Source organism: Streptomyces roseus, assembly GCF_001044425.1.
GTDB classification, from domain to species: domain Bacteria; phylum Actinomycetota; class Actinomycetes; order Streptomycetales; family Streptomycetaceae; genus Streptomyces; species Streptomyces roseus.
Genome location: NZ_LFML01000019.1, coordinates 1 through 16613, shown reverse-complemented (window position 1 = coordinate 16613; position 16613 = coordinate 1). Strand labels below are relative to the sequence as shown.

At 73.3% G+C, this 16613-nt stretch carries 19 protein-coding genes; 7 read left to right on the top strand and 12 right to left on the bottom strand.

Annotated features, from left to right (window positions below; genetic code table 11):
* The first annotated feature begins 109 nt into the window (after positions 1 to 109).
* Positions 110 to 772, top strand: coding sequence for an O-methyltransferase (locus ACS04_RS05555; protein WP_030153432.1), 663 nt, complete (start codon positions 110 to 112; stop codon positions 770 to 772).
* 208 nt (positions 773 to 980) lie between these two features.
* On the opposite strand, the gene ACS04_RS36060 is transcribed toward ACS04_RS05555, so the two are convergent.
* A complete protein-coding gene (locus tag ACS04_RS36060) occupies positions 981 to 1148 on the bottom strand; it encodes a DUF3117 domain-containing protein (RefSeq protein WP_003966491.1) in 168 nt (55 codons plus the stop codon).
* 333 nt (positions 1149 to 1481) lie between these two features.
* Here ACS04_RS36060 and chcB point away from each other — a divergent pair, with 333 nt between their 5' ends.
* Entirely contained in the window at positions 1482 to 2285 is an 804-nt protein-coding gene (chcB, locus tag ACS04_RS05550) for a 2-cyclohexenylcarbonyl CoA isomerase (RefSeq protein WP_048475380.1), read from the top strand.
* A 39-nt stretch (positions 2286 to 2324) separates the two neighbouring features.
* On the opposite strand, the gene ACS04_RS05545 is transcribed toward chcB, so the two are convergent.
* Together ACS04_RS05545 and ACS04_RS05540 are read right to left on the bottom strand one after the other, a co-directional pair.
* Positions 2325 to 2900: a DNA-3-methyladenine glycosylase I gene (locus tag ACS04_RS05545; protein WP_048475379.1), complete on the bottom strand. Its 576-nt coding sequence runs from the start codon at positions 2898 to 2900 to the stop codon at positions 2325 to 2327.
* Positions 2897 to 3256 (bottom strand): DivIVA domain-containing protein, encoded by a 360-nt coding sequence (locus ACS04_RS05540; protein ID WP_048475378.1) that lies wholly within the window; start codon positions 3254 to 3256, stop codon positions 2897 to 2899. Before ACS04_RS05540 ends, ACS04_RS05545 begins: the two co-directional genes overlap by 4 nt.
* An 82-nt stretch (positions 3257 to 3338) precedes the next feature.
* Here ACS04_RS05540 and folP point away from each other — a divergent pair, with 82 nt between their 5' ends.
* Entirely contained in the window at positions 3339 to 4199 is an 861-nt protein-coding gene (gene folP / locus ACS04_RS05535) for a dihydropteroate synthase (protein ID WP_048475377.1), read from the top strand.
* Between the two features lie 123 nt (positions 4200 to 4322).
* Here folP and ACS04_RS05530 read toward each other — a convergent pair whose 3' ends face one another.
* Together ACS04_RS05530 and dapE are read right to left on the bottom strand one after the other, a co-directional pair.
* Complete coding sequence (locus tag ACS04_RS05530; RefSeq protein WP_048475376.1) at positions 4323 to 5090, bottom strand: LOG family protein; 768 nt, start codon at positions 5088 to 5090, stop codon at positions 4323 to 4325.
* 64 nt (positions 5091 to 5154) lie between these two features.
* A complete protein-coding gene (dapE, locus tag ACS04_RS05525; RefSeq protein ID WP_048475375.1) occupies positions 5155 to 6234 on the bottom strand; it encodes a succinyl-diaminopimelate desuccinylase in 1080 nt (359 codons plus the stop codon).
* A gap of 86 nt (positions 6235 to 6320) precedes the next feature.
* Here dapE and ACS04_RS05520 point away from each other — a divergent pair, with 86 nt between their 5' ends.
* Entirely contained in the window at positions 6321 to 7286 is a 966-nt protein-coding gene (locus tag ACS04_RS05520; RefSeq protein ID WP_078864469.1) for a hypothetical protein, read from the top strand.
* A 239-nt stretch (positions 7287 to 7525) separates the two neighbouring features.
* The gene (locus ACS04_RS05515) at positions 7526 to 7954 is read left to right on the top strand and encodes a hypothetical protein (protein WP_048475374.1); all 429 of its coding nucleotides are present in this window, start codon (positions 7526 to 7528) and stop codon (positions 7952 to 7954) included.
* A 76-nt stretch (positions 7955 to 8030) separates the two neighbouring features.
* Here the strand turns inward: ACS04_RS05515 and dapC are convergent, their stop codons facing one another.
* Together dapC and fdxA are read right to left on the bottom strand one after the other, a co-directional pair.
* On the bottom strand, positions 8031 to 9128 hold the full coding sequence (gene dapC / locus ACS04_RS05510) for a succinyldiaminopimelate transaminase (protein ID WP_048475373.1): 1098 nt from the start codon (positions 9126 to 9128) through the stop codon (positions 8031 to 8033).
* A gap of 116 nt (positions 9129 to 9244) precedes the next feature.
* Positions 9245 to 9574 (bottom strand): ferredoxin, encoded by a 330-nt coding sequence (fdxA, locus tag ACS04_RS05505; protein ID WP_048475372.1) that lies wholly within the window; start codon positions 9572 to 9574, stop codon positions 9245 to 9247.
* A 117-nt stretch (positions 9575 to 9691) separates the two neighbouring features.
* On the opposite strand from fdxA, the gene ACS04_RS05500 reads away from it, so the two are divergent.
* Complete coding sequence (locus ACS04_RS05500) at positions 9692 to 10690, top strand: GNAT family N-acetyltransferase (protein ID WP_078864463.1); 999 nt, start codon at positions 9692 to 9694, stop codon at positions 10688 to 10690.
* Positions 10687 to 11478, top strand: coding sequence for a transglutaminase-like domain-containing protein (locus ACS04_RS05495; RefSeq protein ID WP_048475370.1), 792 nt, complete (start codon positions 10687 to 10689; stop codon positions 11476 to 11478). The genes ACS04_RS05500 and ACS04_RS05495 overlap by 4 nt, the downstream gene beginning before the upstream one ends.
* Positions 11479 to 11525: 47 nt before the next feature.
* On the opposite strand, the gene ACS04_RS05490 is transcribed toward ACS04_RS05495, so the two are convergent.
* From ACS04_RS05490 to ACS04_RS05470, 5 genes are all read right to left on the bottom strand, one after another.
* Positions 11526 to 12143: a response regulator transcription factor gene (locus ACS04_RS05490; RefSeq protein WP_048475369.1), complete on the bottom strand. Its 618-nt coding sequence runs from the start codon at positions 12141 to 12143 to the stop codon at positions 11526 to 11528.
* Entirely contained in the window at positions 12140 to 13372 is a 1233-nt protein-coding gene (locus tag ACS04_RS05485) for a sensor histidine kinase (protein ID WP_245236288.1), read from the bottom strand. The genes ACS04_RS05490 and ACS04_RS05485 overlap by 4 nt, the downstream gene beginning before the upstream one ends.
* Positions 13369 to 14124: an ABC transporter permease gene (locus ACS04_RS05480; RefSeq protein ID WP_048475368.1), complete on the bottom strand. Its 756-nt coding sequence runs from the start codon at positions 14122 to 14124 to the stop codon at positions 13369 to 13371. The genes ACS04_RS05485 and ACS04_RS05480 overlap by 4 nt, the downstream gene beginning before the upstream one ends.
* The gene (locus tag ACS04_RS05475) at positions 14124 to 15083 is read right to left on the bottom strand and encodes an ABC transporter ATP-binding protein (protein WP_078864459.1); all 960 of its coding nucleotides are present in this window, start codon (positions 15081 to 15083) and stop codon (positions 14124 to 14126) included. Before ACS04_RS05475 ends, ACS04_RS05480 begins: the two co-directional genes overlap by 1 nt.
* Before the next feature lie 189 nt (positions 15084 to 15272).
* On the bottom strand, positions 15273 to 16613 hold a 1341-nt coding region (locus ACS04_RS05470), incomplete at its 5' end, for a peptidoglycan binding domain-containing protein (RefSeq protein ID WP_048475367.1).

The following is a 16613-nucleotide window of genomic DNA, read 5'->3' as shown; positions in this document are numbered from 1 at the left end:
CGCGGCCCGCCCATACGCCCCTTTTCGCCGCGCTGGTTCAATCCGCCGCCGTTTTCTCCAACGCCCGGTCCCATCTGCGGGTTCCCGACGTCAGCGGATACAGTCACCGTTGCGCCAACTATGGGGACAGGAGAGGGTCATTACCGGCAACCGGCAGACGAGCTGGGCGTTCGCCGACGCGTTTGTCGCCGAGGACGACGCTCTGCGGTGGGCCCGCGACCGGGCCAGGGAAGCGGGCCTTCGGTCCGTCTCCCCGGGCACCGGGGCCGCGCTGCGCCTGCTCGCCGCCACCGCGGACGCCAAGGCGGTGGCCGAGATCGGCACCGGCACCGGCGTCTCCGGCATCCACCTCCTGCACGGCATGCGCCCCGACGGGGTGCTGACCACCGTGGACCCCGAGGCCGACCGGCAGGCCTTCGCCCGCCAGGCCTTCCGCGCCGCCGGCTTCGCGGGCAACCGCGCCCGGTTCATCCCCGGCCGCGCGCTCGACGTGCTCCCCCGGCTCGCCGACGGCGGGTACGACCTCGTCTTCTGCGACGGGGACCCCTCCGAGTCCCTCGACTACCTCGCCGAATCGTTGCGCCTGCTGCGCCCCGGCGGGCTGGTCTGCTTCGAGGGGGTCTTCTCCGACGGCCGCACCGTCGACGGGGCGGCCCAGCAGACCGAGGTGCTGCGCGTACGGGAGCTGCTGCGCAGCGTCCGCGAGAGCCCGGCGCTGGAGGCGGCCCTGCTCCCGGTGGGCGACGGCCTGCTCTGCGCGGTCCGGCGCTGAGTCCCCCGGGCCCCGGCGACGACCCCGCCCGGCCCGGCTCGGCTCAGCTCGGCGGCAGGAAGATGAGGGCGGGCGTACCGCCGAGGGCCGTGCCGGCCAGGGGCCGGCCGGTCCCGGTCGGGACCGGGACATGACACAACGCCGCCCCGACCGCTGGGGAGCGGCCGGGGCGGCGCAGAGAATACGGGTACTGCGGGCTGCCGACGGGTTAGCCGACGACCTTCTTCAGGGCGTCACCCAGGGCGTCCGCCTCGTCCGGGGTCAGCTCGACGACGAGCCGACCGCCGCCCTCGAGCGGTACGCGCATGACGATGCCCCGCCCCTCCTTGGTGACCTCGAGCGGGCCGTCGCCCGTCCGCGGCTTCATGGCCGCCATGCTCGTTCCCCTTCCTGAAACCAGCTCATCGTCAGCCGACGGCCCCATTCAGGCGCCTGGAACCCGGCATCGAACACATTGCTTCTTGGCCATTATCCCGCATGTCAGGACCCGATGACCAACATCGGCAGGGAACGCTTGCGCAACGCGCTCGACCAAAACCACTCATTTCGGGGACGTGCCTGCGATACTTCGCCGTCGCACCCGGCGTCCGCCCTCCGCTTTCTTTGACGCACATCACATGCCCCGGAGCGGTCCGGTCCGCCATGCTGGCCCTTGCACCGGCCGGTACCGGCCGGTAGCCAAGCCTGCGACGAAGGGGGACCCCCTGCCATGGCCGACAGCGTGCTCTACGAAGTGACCGACGGACTCGCGAAGATCACGATCAACCGTCCCGACGCCATGAACGCGATGAACACCGAGGCCAAGGTCGCCCTGCGCGACGCCGTCCAGGCCGCGGCCGCCGATCCGGCCGTCCGCGCGGTGCTGCTGACGGCGGCCGGCAACCGGGCGTTCTGCGTGGGCCAGGACCTCAAGGAGCACATCGGGAACCTGGCGGCGGACCGCGAGAGCGGATCCTCCCTGACCATGAACACGGTCGCGGAGCACTACAACCCGATCGTGCGCGCCCTGACCGAGATGCCCAAGCCGGTCGTGGCGGGGGTCAACGGCGTGGCGGCCGGGGCGGGCTTCGGCTTCGCGCTGGCGGCGGACTTCCGGGTCGTCGCGGACACGGCCTCCTTCAACACCTCCTTCGCGGGGGTGGCGCTGACCGCCGACTCGGGCGTCTCCTGGACCCTCCCCCGGCTGATCGGCGCCTCCCGCGCCGGCGACCTGCTGCTCTTCCCCCGCTCGGTGAAGGCGCAGGAGGCGTACGAGCTCGGCATCGTGAACCGCCTGGTCCCCTCGGACTCCCTGCACGCGGAGGCCGAGGCCGTGGCCCGCACCCTGGCGCAGGGCCCGACGGTGGCCTACGCGGCGCTGAAGGAGTCCCTGGCGTACGGGGCCTCGCACTCGCTGTCCGAGGCGCTGGACCACGAGGACACCCTGCAGGCCCGCGCGGGCGCCTCCGAGGACCACTCGATCGCCGTCCAGGCCTTCCTCGCGAAGCAGCCGCCGAAGTACCTGGGCCGCTGAGTCCGCGCGCCCTGCGCCGCCTGCCCGCCCCGGTCCGCCTCAGTCCGGGTCGCGGGCGGCGCAGGCGGCCAGGTGGTCGTTGACCAGCCCGCAGGCCTGCATCAGCGCATAGGCGGTGGTGGGCCCGACGAAGCGGATCCCGGCCTTCTTCAGGGCCTTGGCCAGGGCCGTGGACTCGGGCGTCACCGCCGGCACCTCGGAGATCGTCGCGGGTGCCGGGCGGCCCGGCTCCGGCGCGTGCGACCAGATCAGCGCGTCCAGGTCGCCCGGCTCCCACTGCGCCAGCACCTTCGCGTTGGCGAGCGTGGCCTCGATCTTGGCGCGGTTGCGGATGATCCCCTCGTCGGCGAGCAGCCGCTGCGCGTCGGCCGGCCCGAAGGCGGCGACCTCGGCGATCACGAACCCCGAGAACGCCGTACGGAAGCCTTCGCGCCGGCGCAGGATCGTCAGCCAGGACAGCCCCGACTGGAAGGCCTCCAGGCACAGCCGCTCGTAGAGCGCGTCGTCCCCGTGGACCGCGCGGCCCCACTCCGTGTCGTGGTAGGCGATGTAGTCCTCGGTGGCCAGCGCCCAGGGGCAGCGAAGGCCCCCGTCCGGACCCGCGATCGCCGTCACCGTTCCTCCTGGCCGGCGTCCTTGTGCAGGTCGACCGCTGCGTCCGGGGCCTGCGCACGGCCGTGCGCGACCGCCGCCGTGAGCTCCTCGATCCGCGCGTCCCGCTCGGCGAGCTCGGCCGCGAGCCGCTCCAGTACGTCGTCCACCTCGGCCATCCGGTAGCCGCGCGGCCCGACCGGCAGGCGCAGGGCGTCGATGTCGGCCCGTACGACCGGGCGGCTCTCCGGCAGCGCGTCGGCCACCCGGTCCGGCTCCGCCTCCGGCAGTACGGCCTCGGAACCACCGCCCACCACGGCCAGGGTGACCGCCGCGACGACCACGACCAGCGCGATCAGCAAGAACCAGAACACGAGCAACTCCCTGAGAGACATCGGGCCACCGGGCTCCAGGTTAAGGTCGCAGCGAGGCGCGAGGGCCGCCGGAGGAGGAAAGAACGGGATGCTGCGACTGGGCGGGCGCGAGTTCGACACCCACGAGCCGGTGATCATGGCCATCGTGAACCGGACTCCTGACTCCTTCTACGACCAGGGGGCGACGTTCCGCGACGAGCCCGCGCTGGACCGGGTCGAGCAGGCGGTCGCCGAAGGCGCCGCGATCATCGACATCGGCGGGGTCAAGGCGGGCCCGGGCGAGCACGTGGACGCCGCCGAGGAGGCCCGCCGCACGGTCGGCTTCGTGGCCGAGGTCCGGCGCCGCCACCCGGACGTGGTGATCAGCGTGGACACCTGGCGGCACGAGGTCGGCGAGGCCGTCTGCGAGGCCGGGGCCGACCTGCTGAACGACGCCTGGGGCGGGGTGGACCCGAAGCTGGCCGAGGTCGCGGCGCGGTACGGCGCAGGCCTGGTCTGCACCCACGCGGGCGGGGTCCGGCCCCGCACCCGGCCGCACCGGATCGCCTACGAGGACGTGATGGCGGACATCCTGCGGGTCACGGTCGGGCTGGCCGAACGGGCGGCCGCGCTCGGGGTCCGCCGGGACGCGATCATGATCGATCCGGGCCACGACTTCGGGAAGAACACCCGCCACTCGCTGGAGGCCACGCGCCGTCTGGGCGAGATGACGGACACCGGTTGGCCGGTACTGGTCTCGTTGTCCAACAAGGACTTCGTCGGCGAGACCCTCGACAAGCCGGTCAAGGAGCGCCTGCTGGGCACCTTGGCCACGACGGCGGTCTCCGCCTGGCTCGGCGCCCAGGTCTACCGCGTGCACGAGGTCGCGGAGACCAAGCAGATCCTGGACATGGTCCGTACGATCCAGGGGCACCGGCCGCCCGCGGTGGCCCGCCGGGGCCTGGCCTGAGCCGAACGGCGCCGAGCGCCCCCGGCGGTGGCCCGCCGGGGCCTGGCCTGAGCCGAACGGCGCCGAGCGCCCCCGGCGGTGGCCCGCCGGGGGCTCGCGGGGGCGGCGGGGCGGCCGCCGCGGCTACTTGCCGACTTCCTTGGTCACCAGCGCGATCGCCTCGTCCACGTCGTCCGTGACGTGGAAGAGGTAGAGGTCGCGCTCCGAGGCCTTGCCCTGCGCGATCACCGTGTTCTTCAGCCAGTCGACCAGACCGGACCAGTACTCCGACCCGAACAGCACGATCGGGAACCGGGTGATCTTCTGGGTCTGGACGAGGGTCAGCGCCTCGAACAGCTCGTCCAGCGTGCCGAGTCCGCCCGGCAGGACCACGAAGCCCTGGCTGTACTTCACGAACATCGTCTTGCGGACGAAGAAGTACCGGAAGTTCAGCCCGAGGTCCACGTGCTGGTTGAGCCCCTGCTCGAAGGGCAGCTCGATGCCCAGGCCCACGGAGATCCCGTTCGCCTCCCGGGCGCCCTTGTTGGCCGCCTCCATCGCGCCCGGGCCGCCGCCCGTGATCACCGCGAAGCCCGCCTCGACCAGCGCGCCGCCGATCCGCACGCCGGCCTCGTACTCGGGTGATCCGGCGGGCGTACGGGCCGAGCCGAACACGCTGATCGCCGGCGGCAGCTCCGCCAGCGTGCCGAAGCCCTCGATGAACTCCGACTGGATGCGCAGGACCCGCCAGGGATCGGTGTGCACCCACTCGGAGGGCCCGGCGGAATCCAGCAGCCGCTGGTCCGTCGTACTGCCCGCCTGCACCTGGCTCCGCCTGCGCAGCACGGGCCCGAGCTGCTGCTCCTCGGGCCGCCGACGGGCGGATCCGTCGGAAGTGCTGGAGTTGCCCATGATGTGCTCCCTCCTGCTGATCGTTGGATCAGATTAGGCGCACAAAGGTGACGAGAAGCGGAATTCAGGAGGTCAGCCAGGCACGGAGTCGTTCTTCGCAGTGGAGGATGGCCTTCGTTTCCACGCGCTCGTCGACCTTGTGGGCCAGCAGGGCGTCGCCCGGCCCGTAGTTGACCGCCGGGACGCCGAGGGCGCTGAAGCGGGAGACGTCCGTCCAGCCGAACTTGGGCATCGCGCGGCCGCCGACCGCCTCCATGAACGCCGCCGCGGCGGGGTGGGAGAGGCCGGGCAGGGCGCCGCCCGAGAAGTCGTCGATCACGAACTCGTCGACGCCGCAGTCCGCGAAGACCTCGCGGACGTGGGCGATCGCCTCGTCCATGCTGCGGTCCGGGGCGAAGCGGAAGTTGACCGTCACCGTGCAGGCGTCGGGGATGACGTTGTTGGCGACGCCGCCCTCGATGCGGACCGCGTTCAGGCCCTCGTGGTACTCCAGGCCGTCGATCACCGGCTTGCGCGGCTCGTACGCCGCGAGTTCGGCGAGAATCGGGGCCGCCGCGTGGATGGCGTTGGAGCCCATCCAGCTGCGCGCGGAGTGGGCGCGCTCGCCGGACGTGCGGAGCAGGACGCGCAGGGTGCCCTGGCAGCCGCCCTCGACCTCCGCGTTCGAAGGCTCCAGCAGGACCGCGAAGTCGCCGGTCAGCCAGTCGGGGTGGGCCGCGGCGACCTTGCCGAGGCCGTTGAGGTCGGCGGCGACCTCCTCCTGGTCGTAGAAGACGAAGGTGAGGTCGCGGTTGGGCTCGGGCACGGTCGCGGCGATGCGCAGCTGCACGGCGACGCCGGATTTCATGTCGGTCGTTCCGCAGCCCCACAGGACGTCGTTCTCGTCCAGGCGGGACGGGACGTTGTCGGCGATCGGCACGGTGTCGAGGTGACCGGCGAGGACGACGCGCTCGGCCCTGCCGAGGTTCGTGCGCGCCACCACGTTGTTGCCGTACCGGTCGACCGTGAGGTGCGGCAGGGCGCGCAGCGCGTGCTCCACCAGGTCGGCGAGGACCTTTTCGTCGCCGCTCACGGACGGGATGTCGACGAGCCGGGCGGTCAGCTCGGCGGCGTCCAGGGTGAGGTCCAGCTCGGATTCGGACATGGTCCCGACCCTAGCGCCCAGGACTGCGGCGAAGCTCTCACGTCCGGCCGGTGGACGCGTCGCATGGCTCAAGTACGGTGGGCGCCGTGACCCGGAACGATCCCCCCCGTCCCCGTCGCCGACGTCGGCCGCTGCTCACGTGCGCCGGTGTGTTGGTGCTGCTCGCGCTGATCGGCTACTTCGCCGTGCAGTACAACACGACGAACGGCGGTGGCGGGGCCCCGCACTGCACGGCCAGTGCGCGGACGAGCCCCCGGGGGGTGGACATGACCCCGGAGCAGGCGGGCAACGCGGCGACCATAGCCGCGGTCGGCGTGGCCAAGGGCCTGCCGGACCGGGCCCTGACCATCGCGCTGGCGACCGCGATGCAGGAGTCGGGGCTGCGCAACCTCCCCCACGGCGACCGGGATTCGCTGGGCCTCTTCCAGCAGCGGACCTCGATGGGGTGGGGCACCGAGGAGCAGATCATGGACCCGGTGTATTCGGCCGGGAAGTTCTACGACCACCTCGTCCAGGTCAAGGGGTACGCCGATCTCCCGCTGACGGAGGCCGCGCAGGAGGTCCAGCGCAGCGGCTATCCCGAGGCGTACGCGAAGCACGAGCCGGAAGCGGTCGTGATCGCGGCGGCCTTCGCCGGGGACGGCGAGCTGGCGTGCGGCGGCCCCGCGCCGACCGCGCCGGGCGATCCGGAGAAGGTGCGCACGGAGCTCACCCGGATCTTCGCCAAGAGCAGGACGCACACCGCTCCGGCGGAGCCGCGCCGTACGCAGAACGCGGCCGGGAAGGTCACGGAGGCCGAGGTGACCTTCGTCGAGAAGAAGGACGGCGGCGCCTCCGCGGCGCGGGGCAGCAAGGTGATGGCCGGCTGGGCGCTGGCCAACTCGCGCGGGACGGGGGTCGTGCGGGTCTCGTACGGCCCGGCGAGCTGGGTGGCCGGCCAGGCGCGGGGCGAGTGGCAGCGGCTCGGCCCCACGGGTCCGCAGGGCAAGGCCGGGGCCCCCGACCCGCACCGCGCGGAGGACGGCTCGGTACGGATCTTCGTGGCCCAGTGACGCACCGCTTGCGCCGTGGGCTCGCCCGTACGAGGCGTCCCTCGTGCGGGGGACGGCCGGGGGGCGGCCCGATCCGCCCCCGGGAGGGCGGAACCGCTGGTCGGCCCGGTTCCGACGCACTCGCGGCGCAGGCCGATTAAACGATGCGTTACCGATCCTTTACCCGGGGTCTCCGCAACTCCACCCGCCCCCCGAGCGGTTGTACACGGCGTACTCAGCCGCTACCGCTTAGGAGCATCATGTCCCTCCCCCTGACCCGCCGGATCGCCCGTACCGCGCTGCTGCTCGCAGCCGGGGCAGCTCCCGTGGTCGGTGCGGCCGGCGCGGCCAGCGCCGCGGGCCTGGAGTCCGTGCCGCAGCTGGGCGCGCTCACCAGCCCGGACGCCGCCGGTCACGCGGGCGACGTGGTCGGCACCGGTGAGGCCGCGGCCACCGGCGCGACGGAGACCGCCGCCAAGGCCGTACCCGGCGCCCCCGCCCAGGTCACCGACACCGCGACCGGCCTGCTCGGCGGGCTGCCGGCAGCCAAGGGACTGCCGACCGACACCCTGCCCACCGGCTCGCTGCCGACCGGCGGCCTGCCCACCGAGGGCCTCCCGACCGGCGGCCTGACCAGTGCGCTCCCCACCCAGGGGCTGCCGCTGGGCGGCCTCCCGCTGGGCGGCTGACCCGCCGCACGCGCAGGAACACCGAGGGGCCGGGAGTGCGAACTCCCGGCCCCTCGGGCCGTTCACCGCTGCGCGATCAGGCGGCGAGGCGCTTGACCGCCGCTTCGACGCGCTCGTCCGTCGCCGTGAAGGCCACGCGGACGAACTCCGCGCCCGCCTCGCCGTAGAAGTCGCCCGGCGCGACCAGGATGCCCAGCTCGGCGAGGTGGGCGACGGTGTCCCAGCAGGCCTCGTCCCGGGTCACCCACAGGTACAGGCTGGCCTCGCTGTGCTCGACCCGGAAGCCGTGCGCCTCCAGCGCCGCCCGCAGCGCCTCGCGCCGCGCCGCGTAGCGCCCGCGCTGCTCCTCGACGTGCGCGTCGTCGCCGAGCGCGGCGACCGTGGCCGCCTGTACCGGCGCCGGGGTCATCATGCCGCCGTGCTTGCGGATCTCCAGCAGCTCGCCGAGCACCTCGGCGTCACCGGCGATGAACGCGGCCCGGTAGCCGGCCAGGTTGGAGCGCTTCGAGAGGGAGTGGACGGCGACGATGCCCTCGTACGAGCCGCCGCAGACCTCGTCGTGCAGGACGGAGACGGGCTCGGCCTCCCAGCCGAGCTCCAGGTAGCACTCGTCGCTGAAGAGCAGGATCCCGTGCTCGCGCGCCCAGGCCACGATCCGGACCAGGTCCTGCTTCGGGATGACCTTCCCGGTGGGGTTGGACGGGGAGTTGAGCCACAGCAGCTTCACGCCGGCCGGGTCGAGCTCGGTCGGGTCGTCGTAGACGACCGCCTCGGCCCCGCACAGCCGCGCGCCCACCTCGTAGGTGGGGTACGCGAGCCGGGGGTAGGCCACCTTGTCCCCGGCGCCCAGACCCAGCTGGGTCGGCAGCCAGGCCACCAGCTCCTTGGAGCCGACGACCGGCAGGACGTTATGGTGCGTGGCGCCGCTCGCGCCGAGGCGGCCCCTGACCCAGCCGGTGATCGCGTCGCGCAGCGCGACGGTGCCCCACACCGTGGGGTAGCCCGGGGAGTCCGCGGCCGCGACGAGGGCGTTCTGGACCAGCTGCGGGACCGGGTCCACCGGCGTGCCCACGGACAGGTCGACGATGCCGTCCGGGTGGGCCGCCGCCGTCCTCTTGTACGGCTCCAGCTTGTCCCAGGGGAAGGCGGGAAGACGTGCGGATACTGCGGCCACGGTGTTCTCTGCTCTCTACTGGTGCCTGGTGCCGGCGCTGCGGGCGAAACGGCTCGGTCCCGCGCGGCACGGGGGCCGTACGGGACCGAGGGGCGGTTCTGGCGGTACGACCGTCGTCAGTGACTCGGGTTGATGTCCGCCGGAAGCGCCGCGACGAAGGGGTGATCGCGCTCGATCAGGCCCAGCTTGGAGGCACCACCGGGCGAACCGAGCTCGTCGAAGAACTCGACGTTCGCCTTGTAGTAGTCCTTCCACTCTTCCGGAGTGTCGTCCTCGTAGAAGATGGCCTCGACCGGGCAGACCGGCTCACACGCACCACAGTCGACGCACTCGTCCGGGTGGATGTACAAGGACCGCTGGCCCTCGTAGATGCAGTCGACGGGGCACTCTTCGATGCATGCCTTGTCCTTGACGTCGACACAAGGCTCCGCGATGACGTAGGTCACGCTCTCGTTCCTCCTCGGTAGGGCTTTCCATATCGCGCGGGAGCGCGGCGTCGTCGATGCCCACGCCTAGTATCTCCGTTCCCGGGCACGATCCGAACAGGAGGGGCGGACAGAGCTGTGGAAATCACTGCCGGTGGGCTGCTGGAGATCCGTATCACCCCGGCTGACGTGGGTAAACGAGTCTCTGTACGACGGGTGGAGGGCGCGGCGGACGAAGCGCCGTCGTTCACTGACACGGTAGGGGTTCTCACATCCTGGGACCAAGGTGTGCTGACGATCACACGAAAGAGCGGCGAGATCGTCCACATCCCGGAATCCTCGCTGGTGGCGGGCAAGATCGTGCCCCCGGCGCCGGCCCGGCGGCGGGGCCCCGCGGCCTCTTTCGAGGAGCTGGCGCGGGTCGGGGCGCGGGCCTGGCAGCCGCTGGAGAGCGAGCGCCTGGGCGAGTGGACGCTGCGCGCGGCCGGCGGCTTCACCCGGCGGGCCAACTCCGTGCTGCCGCTCGGCGACCCGGGGATTCCCCTGGACGAAGCACTCGCGCGGGTGACGGCCTGGTACGCGGAGCGTGAACTTCCGGCGTACGTGCAGACGGCGACGGGCGCGGTCGGCACCCAGGAGCTGCTGGGCGCGGAGCTGGAGCGCCGGGGCTGGGTGAACGAGGTCTCGGCGCAGGTCCGGATCGCGGCGCTGGCGCCGCTCGCGGACGTGGACCCGGGGGCGAGCGCCTGCGGGGTACGGCTGAGCCGGGTCCCGGACGAGGAGTGGCTCGCGATGTACGGGCGGGTCAAGGACCCGGAAGTGGCCCGGCGGGTGCTGGTGGCGGGGCCGTCGGTGTGGTTCGCGACGCTGCCCGGGCGGGCGATCGGACGGCTGGTGGTCGACGGCCGGTGGGCCGGCTTCGCCGCGGTCGAGGTGGATCCGCGGCACCGGCGCGGGGGGCTGGGCACCGCGGTGATGGCGGTCCTGGCCGGGCGGGCACTGGAGGAGGGCGCTTCGGCGGCGTGGCTGCAGGTGGAGGCGGACAACACGGCGGCGCTGGCGCTGTACGAGGGGCTGGGCTTCGCGACGCACCACGCGTACCACCACTTCCGCCGCGGGGCGGGGGCGGGGCGATGAGCGCGCAGTCCCGGGCGCGGTTCGCGCAGGAGGCCCGCTCGGAGCGGCCGGACCTGGCGCTGCTGTGCCTGCTGCTGGCCGCGGAGGCGGACCCGGAGCTGGACGAACAGGCCATGGACTGGGCCCAGATCGAGCTGGACCGGCTGGCGGGGCTGCTGCCGTACGGGCTGCGCGGCGGGAAGGCGTGGGCCTCGGCGGTGACGGAGCTGCTGGGCGGGCGGATGGGCTTCCACGGCACGCCCGCGGACTACGACCGGCTGTCGTCCTCGCTGCTGCACGAGGTGCTGCGGCGCCGCCGGGGCCTGCCGATCCTCCTGTCCGTCGTCTGGCTGGAGGTCGCGCGGCGCGCGGGCGCGCCGGTGTACGGGCTGGGGCTGCCGGGGCACTTCGTGGTGGGGTTCGGCGATCCGCAGGAGGGGCTCGTCGTGGACCCGTTCGCCGGGGGCGCCTCGCTGGGGGCCGGGCCGGCGGAGCAGGCGGCCGAGCCGCGGACGCCCGCGCGGACGCTGGACATCGTGCTGCGGATCCTGAACAACGTCAGGGCGTGGGCCTCGGCCCGGCCGGAGCACTCCGGGGTGGCGCTGTGGGCGCTGGAGCTGTCGCTGCTGCTGCCCTCGCATCCGGCGTCGCTGCGGTACGAGCGGGCGAAGCTCCTGGTGGAGCGGGGGCAGTTCGCTTCCGGCGCCGCCGAGATGGAGTCGTACGCGCAGGTGGTCGACGCGATCGATCCGCCGGCCGCCGCGCGGATCCGGGGCGAGGCCCTGTCCGCCCGCGCGCTGCTCAACTAGCTGGGGGTGCCTCGCCGAGGGAGCCTCGGCCCGAGGGGCCGGACCGGCTACAGCCAGCCCTTCTCGCGGGCCACGCGTATGGCGTCCGCGCGGTTGCGGGCGGCCAGCTTCTGGATGGCCATCGAGAGGTAGTTGCGGATCGTGCCCTGGGAGAGGTGGAGACGGGCGGCGAGTTCGGCGTTCGTGGCCCCGCCCTCGGCCGCGCGCAGGACCTCCCGTTCGCGGTCCGTCAGAGGGTTCGCGCCCTCCGCGAGGGCCGCCGCCGCCAGGGTGGGGTCGATGACGCGCTCACCCGCCAGGACCTTGCGCACCGCCGCGGCCAGTTGCGCGGCCGGGGCGTCCTTCACCAGGAACGCCGAGGCCCCCGCCTCCATCGCCCCGCGCAGGTAGCCGGGGCGGCCGAAGGTGGTCAGGATGACGATCTTGAGGTCGGGGACCGCGGTGCGCAGGGCGGCGGCGGCCTCGATGCCCGTCATCCCCGGCATCTCGATGTCGAGCAGCGCGACGTTCACGTCGTGGGCCCGGGCCGCCGGCACCACCTCGTCGCCGCGGGCGACCTGGGCCAGCACCTCGATGTCCGGCTCCAGTCCGAGAAGGGCCGCGAGGGCCTCCCGGACCATGGACTGGTCCTCCGCCAGGAGGATCCGGATGGGGCGTGTGGTCATGATCCCGATCCTAGGGGGACGCGGGCCAGCAGGCGGAAGCCCTTCTTGCCCGCGGATCCGGCCGACAGGGTTCCGCCCACCGCCTCCAGGCGTTCCGCGAGGCCCGTCAGGCCGTTGCCCGCCACCGCCGGTCCGCCCCCGCCGTCGTCGGCGACGGACAGCTCCACGATCCGTCCGGCCAGGGTCTGCAGGACCTCCAGGCGGACGGTGCACCGCTTCGCCCCGCTGTGGCGGACCACGTTCGTCACGGCCTCGCGCAGCGACCAGGCCAGCGCCGACTCCACTTCCTCGGGGAGGTCCTCCACCGGTTCCGCCGGGAGGTCCGCCGCCACGCCCGCCGCCGTCAGCGCGGTGCGGGCGCCCGCCATTTCGCCCGGCAGGGTCGGCCGCCGGTAGCCGCTCACGGCCTCCCGTACGTCGACCAGCGCCTGCCGGCTGACCTGTTCGATGTCCGCCACCTGCTGGGCGGCCTGCTCGGGGTGGTCCGGGAGCATCCGTCCCGCCAGCTCGCTCTTGAGCGTGATCAGGGACAGCGAGTGGCCGAGGAGGTCGTGCAGGTCCCGGGCCATCCTCAGCCGTTCCTCGTTGGCGGCGAGCTGCGCCACCGTGGCCCGCGCCTCGCGCAGTTCCATCGTGGTGCGGATCATCGCGCGGATGCCGACCATCGCGAACCCGCCCATCAGGGCAGGGATCAGGAGCCCGGCCAGGTACTCCTCGCCTCCCGGCACCGCGAAGGCGGTCACCGCGAGCAGGGCGGTCGCGCCGGGCACCGTGAACCGGGAGATCTCCCCCGGCAGCGCGGCGCCGGAAGCGATCGCCACGTAGACGAAGAGGACGAGCCATTCGCGGCCCAGGGACAGCGACAGGACCGTGGCCTGTGCGGAGAGGACCGCCACCGAGAGCAGCACGCGCCGCGTCTCGGTCTGCCGGGCGGTGCGGAAGACCAGGACCAGGTACCAGGCGACGAAGGCCACCAGGCCCAGGCCGCCGAGCAGCCTGGCCCCGAGGCTGTGTCCTCCGCTGACCAGGTCGGTGACGGGGGCGCTGAGGTAGAACAGCCAGACGCTGATCCACAGCGACTTCACCAGCTTCTGCCGGCGGTTCTCGGGGCGGAGCCCGACCCGGGGGCCGTCCTTCGTTCCCGGCGGGCCGGTCCCGGTCGTCGGCTCCGCCGCGCCGGTTCCACCGGTCGTCCCCGTCGTACCCATCACGCTCGTCACACCCGTCATGCCTTCAGCGAGTCCTTGCGGTACAGCCAGGCGGCGGCACCGGTGAAGAGTACGAAGTAGACCGCCAGGATCGCCACGTCCTTCAGGTGGGGTGCGCCGCCGAGCTCGATGGCCTGGCCGAGGCCCGCGTAGGCGCGGGTCGGCAGCCACTCGCAGATGTCCTGGAGCCACTGCGGGAAGTTCGCGGTCGGCATCCACAGGCCGCCGAGGATCGACAGGCCGAAGTAGAAGAGCATCGTGATCGGGCGGACGGTGTCCCCGCTCGCCAGGTAGCCGATCGCCACGCCGAGGGCGGCGAAGACCAGGCTGCCGGCCCAGATGGAACCGGTCAGGGCCAGCCACTGCCAGGCGTCGAAGCGCACGCCCTTGACGCCGGCGGCGACCGCGAACACGACCAGGATGGCGGGCAGCGAGAGCACGCCGGCGCTGGCGGTCTTGCCGAGGACGTAGCCGCGGCCGGGCAGGGCGGTCAGCCGCAGCTGGCGGACCCAGCCCTTCTCGCGCTCCTTGGCGATGCGCTCGCTGTTGCCCATCAGGACGGCGGTCAGCGCGCCGAAGGAGGCCATGGCGACCATGTAGAAGGCCGGCATGGTCAGTTCGGTGCCCATGACCTTGGTGGTGCCGCTCAGGGTGCCGCCGAGCATCAGGAACAGCGCGGCCGGGTAGAGGACGGTGAAGAACAGGTACTTCTTGTTGCGCAGGGCGCGGGTGATCTCCAGCTTGATGAGCTGGAGCGTTCCGGTGGTCGGCATTACTTGGCCTCCTCGGCCTCGGTGAGGGCGATGAAGGCCTGCTCCAGGCCCAGCCCGGCGACTTCCAGGTTCCGGGGGTAGAGCCCCAGCGCGTACACGGCGTGGACGGTGGCGTCGGCGTCGCGCGACTGGAGCCGGACCGTGTCGCCGTGGCGCTCGTACGAGGTCAGGCTCGGCAGGGCGCGCAGCGCCGTGTCGTCCACGGGGGCGTCCGCGGCCAGGTCGAAGGCGATCCGGCGGGCGCCGGCCTTCGCCTTGATCTCGGCGGCGGTGCCGTCGGCGAGCAGCCGGCCCTTGTTGAGGACCAGGACGCGGTCGGCGATCGCGTCGGCCTCTTCCAGGTAGTGGGTGGCGAACAGGACCGTGCGGCCCTGGGCGGCCTGCTCCCGCATGGTGGCCCAGAAGGCCTGGCGGGAGGTGACGTCCATGCCGGTGGTCGGCTCGTCGAGGACGATCAGGTCGCCCCGGCCGGCGGTGGCGAGGGCGAAGCGGACGCGCTGCTCCTGGCCGCCGGAGAGCTTGTTGACCATGCGGTCGGCGATCTCGCTGATGCCGGCGCGGCCGAGCACCTCCTCGACCGGGTGGGGGCGGGGGTGCAGGGCGCAGCCGAGGGCGACGATCTCCCGTACGGTGACGTCCTCCATCAGGCCGCCGCTCTGGAGCATCGCGCCGACCCGGCCGGCCGCGATCGCCTCGCGGGGGGTGGTGCCGAAGAGCCGGACGGTGCCGGAGTCGGCGGGGCGCAGGCCCAGCAGGAGGTCGAGGGTGGAGGACTTGCCGGCGCCGTTGGGGCCGAGCAGCGCGACGGTCTCGCCGGGGTGGAGTTCGAGGGAGAGGCCGTCGACCGCGCGGACCGCGCCGTAGCTCTTGGTCACGTTCTGGAAGGCCACCACGGGGGCGGCGCCGGGGCCGGTGTCCTGCGCGGCGGCGATGGTGTGCGCCGGGGTCGTCGTCGTCATGACCGAAGGTTCCCGCGTTCGGGGGTGCGCGCGGCAGTGTCCGCCGTCGTGACCGGTGGATGACAGATGTCATGCGTCCGGCATGACGGCCCGGCGAGGGCCCCCGGCGGCGGGCCGGGCCGCGGACGTGCGGGAGCCCCCGCCCGGGGTGGGACGGGGGCTCTCGCCGGCGGTCGCCGGCAGCGGTCGTCAGCTGCCGTTCGTGTTGATCGTGGCGGTCCGCTCGGCCGCGGTCTTGCCGCGCAGCGCCTGGCGCAGGGCGCCGACGACGTCCTGCGGGGTGACGGCCGTCTTCTCGCCCGTACCGCGCATGATCAGGACGCCGTCGAAGGTGTTCCCGTACGTCGCCTTGAGCGCTTCCAGGTCGTACTTCTCGGTCAGGTGCCCGTCCACGACCTGCATGCTGAGGATCTTGGGCAGGGACTTGGGGCCGAAGGGGAGGGACTTGCCGCCCGCCTTGACGGTGGCCACCCCGGACATCGCCGGCTCGGCGAACTCCTTCATGGCCCGGTCCAGTTCGGCCTGGTCGACGGCAGGATTCTTCGTGGTGACCGGGAGTTCGACCGGGGCGGTCTTGCCGGTGGCGACCAGCTCGCGGAACGCCTTCTTGACCAGTTCGGCGGAGGCGCCCGCGTCCAGGGTGGTGCCGGGCTTGCCGGGGACCGCGACGGCCTTGCCCGTGTCGAAGGTGATGGTGCCCTCGGTGGCGGTGCCGGAGGTCGCGGCCAGCTCCTGGAGCGCGACCTGGAGTTTCTCGTTGTCGACCGGCAACTCGGCTTCCGCGACGCGCTCGTTGCCGAGGAGCGAGCCGATGACCGTGACGGGGTTGTAGTCGCTGCCCGCCGCGTTGCGCACGGTGGTCTGGGCGTCCAGGCTCAGGCCGGCCTTCTCGGGCTTGAGCTCGACCTGCTTGCCGCCGACGCTGAGCGTGAGCGGGGAGGCGGCGCGGTTGCCGAAGGCGGTCTGGAGCTTGCCGACGGCCTCGTCGCGGCTGCCGCTGATGTCGACGCCCATGACGGTGGTGCCCTTGGGGACGTCGGAGTGGTTGAGCAGCAGACCGGCGCCATAGGCCACGCCGAGCAGGGCGATGAGGCCGCCGCCGAGGAGGACCAGCTTGGAACGGCCCTTCTTGACCTTGGTCGGCGTCATGGAGGCCGGCTTCGGGCGGGCGGGGGCGGCCGCGGCCGGGGCGGGGACCGGCGTCGGGCCCGGGGCCGGGCGCGGGCCCGGACCGCCCGGGGCGGGGATCGGCGGGAGCGGATCGTCCAGCTCGGGTCCGGGCCAGCCGGGGACCTCGCCGCCGCGCGGGCCGCCCACGGGTACGGAGCCGAGGGCGGGGCCGCCGGTGGGGCCGGCGGGGGCGCCGGTGGCGACCGGGCCGCCGTACGCGGGGAAGGCCTCGGTGACGGGTCCGGCGTCGATGTCCGCGTAGCCGGGGTGGCCCACGGGCGTGCCGACGCCGGGGCCGCCGGGCATCCGGGGGGCGGGCGGCGCTTCGGGGCCGCCGGGGCCCGGGCCGTAGCCGGGGCC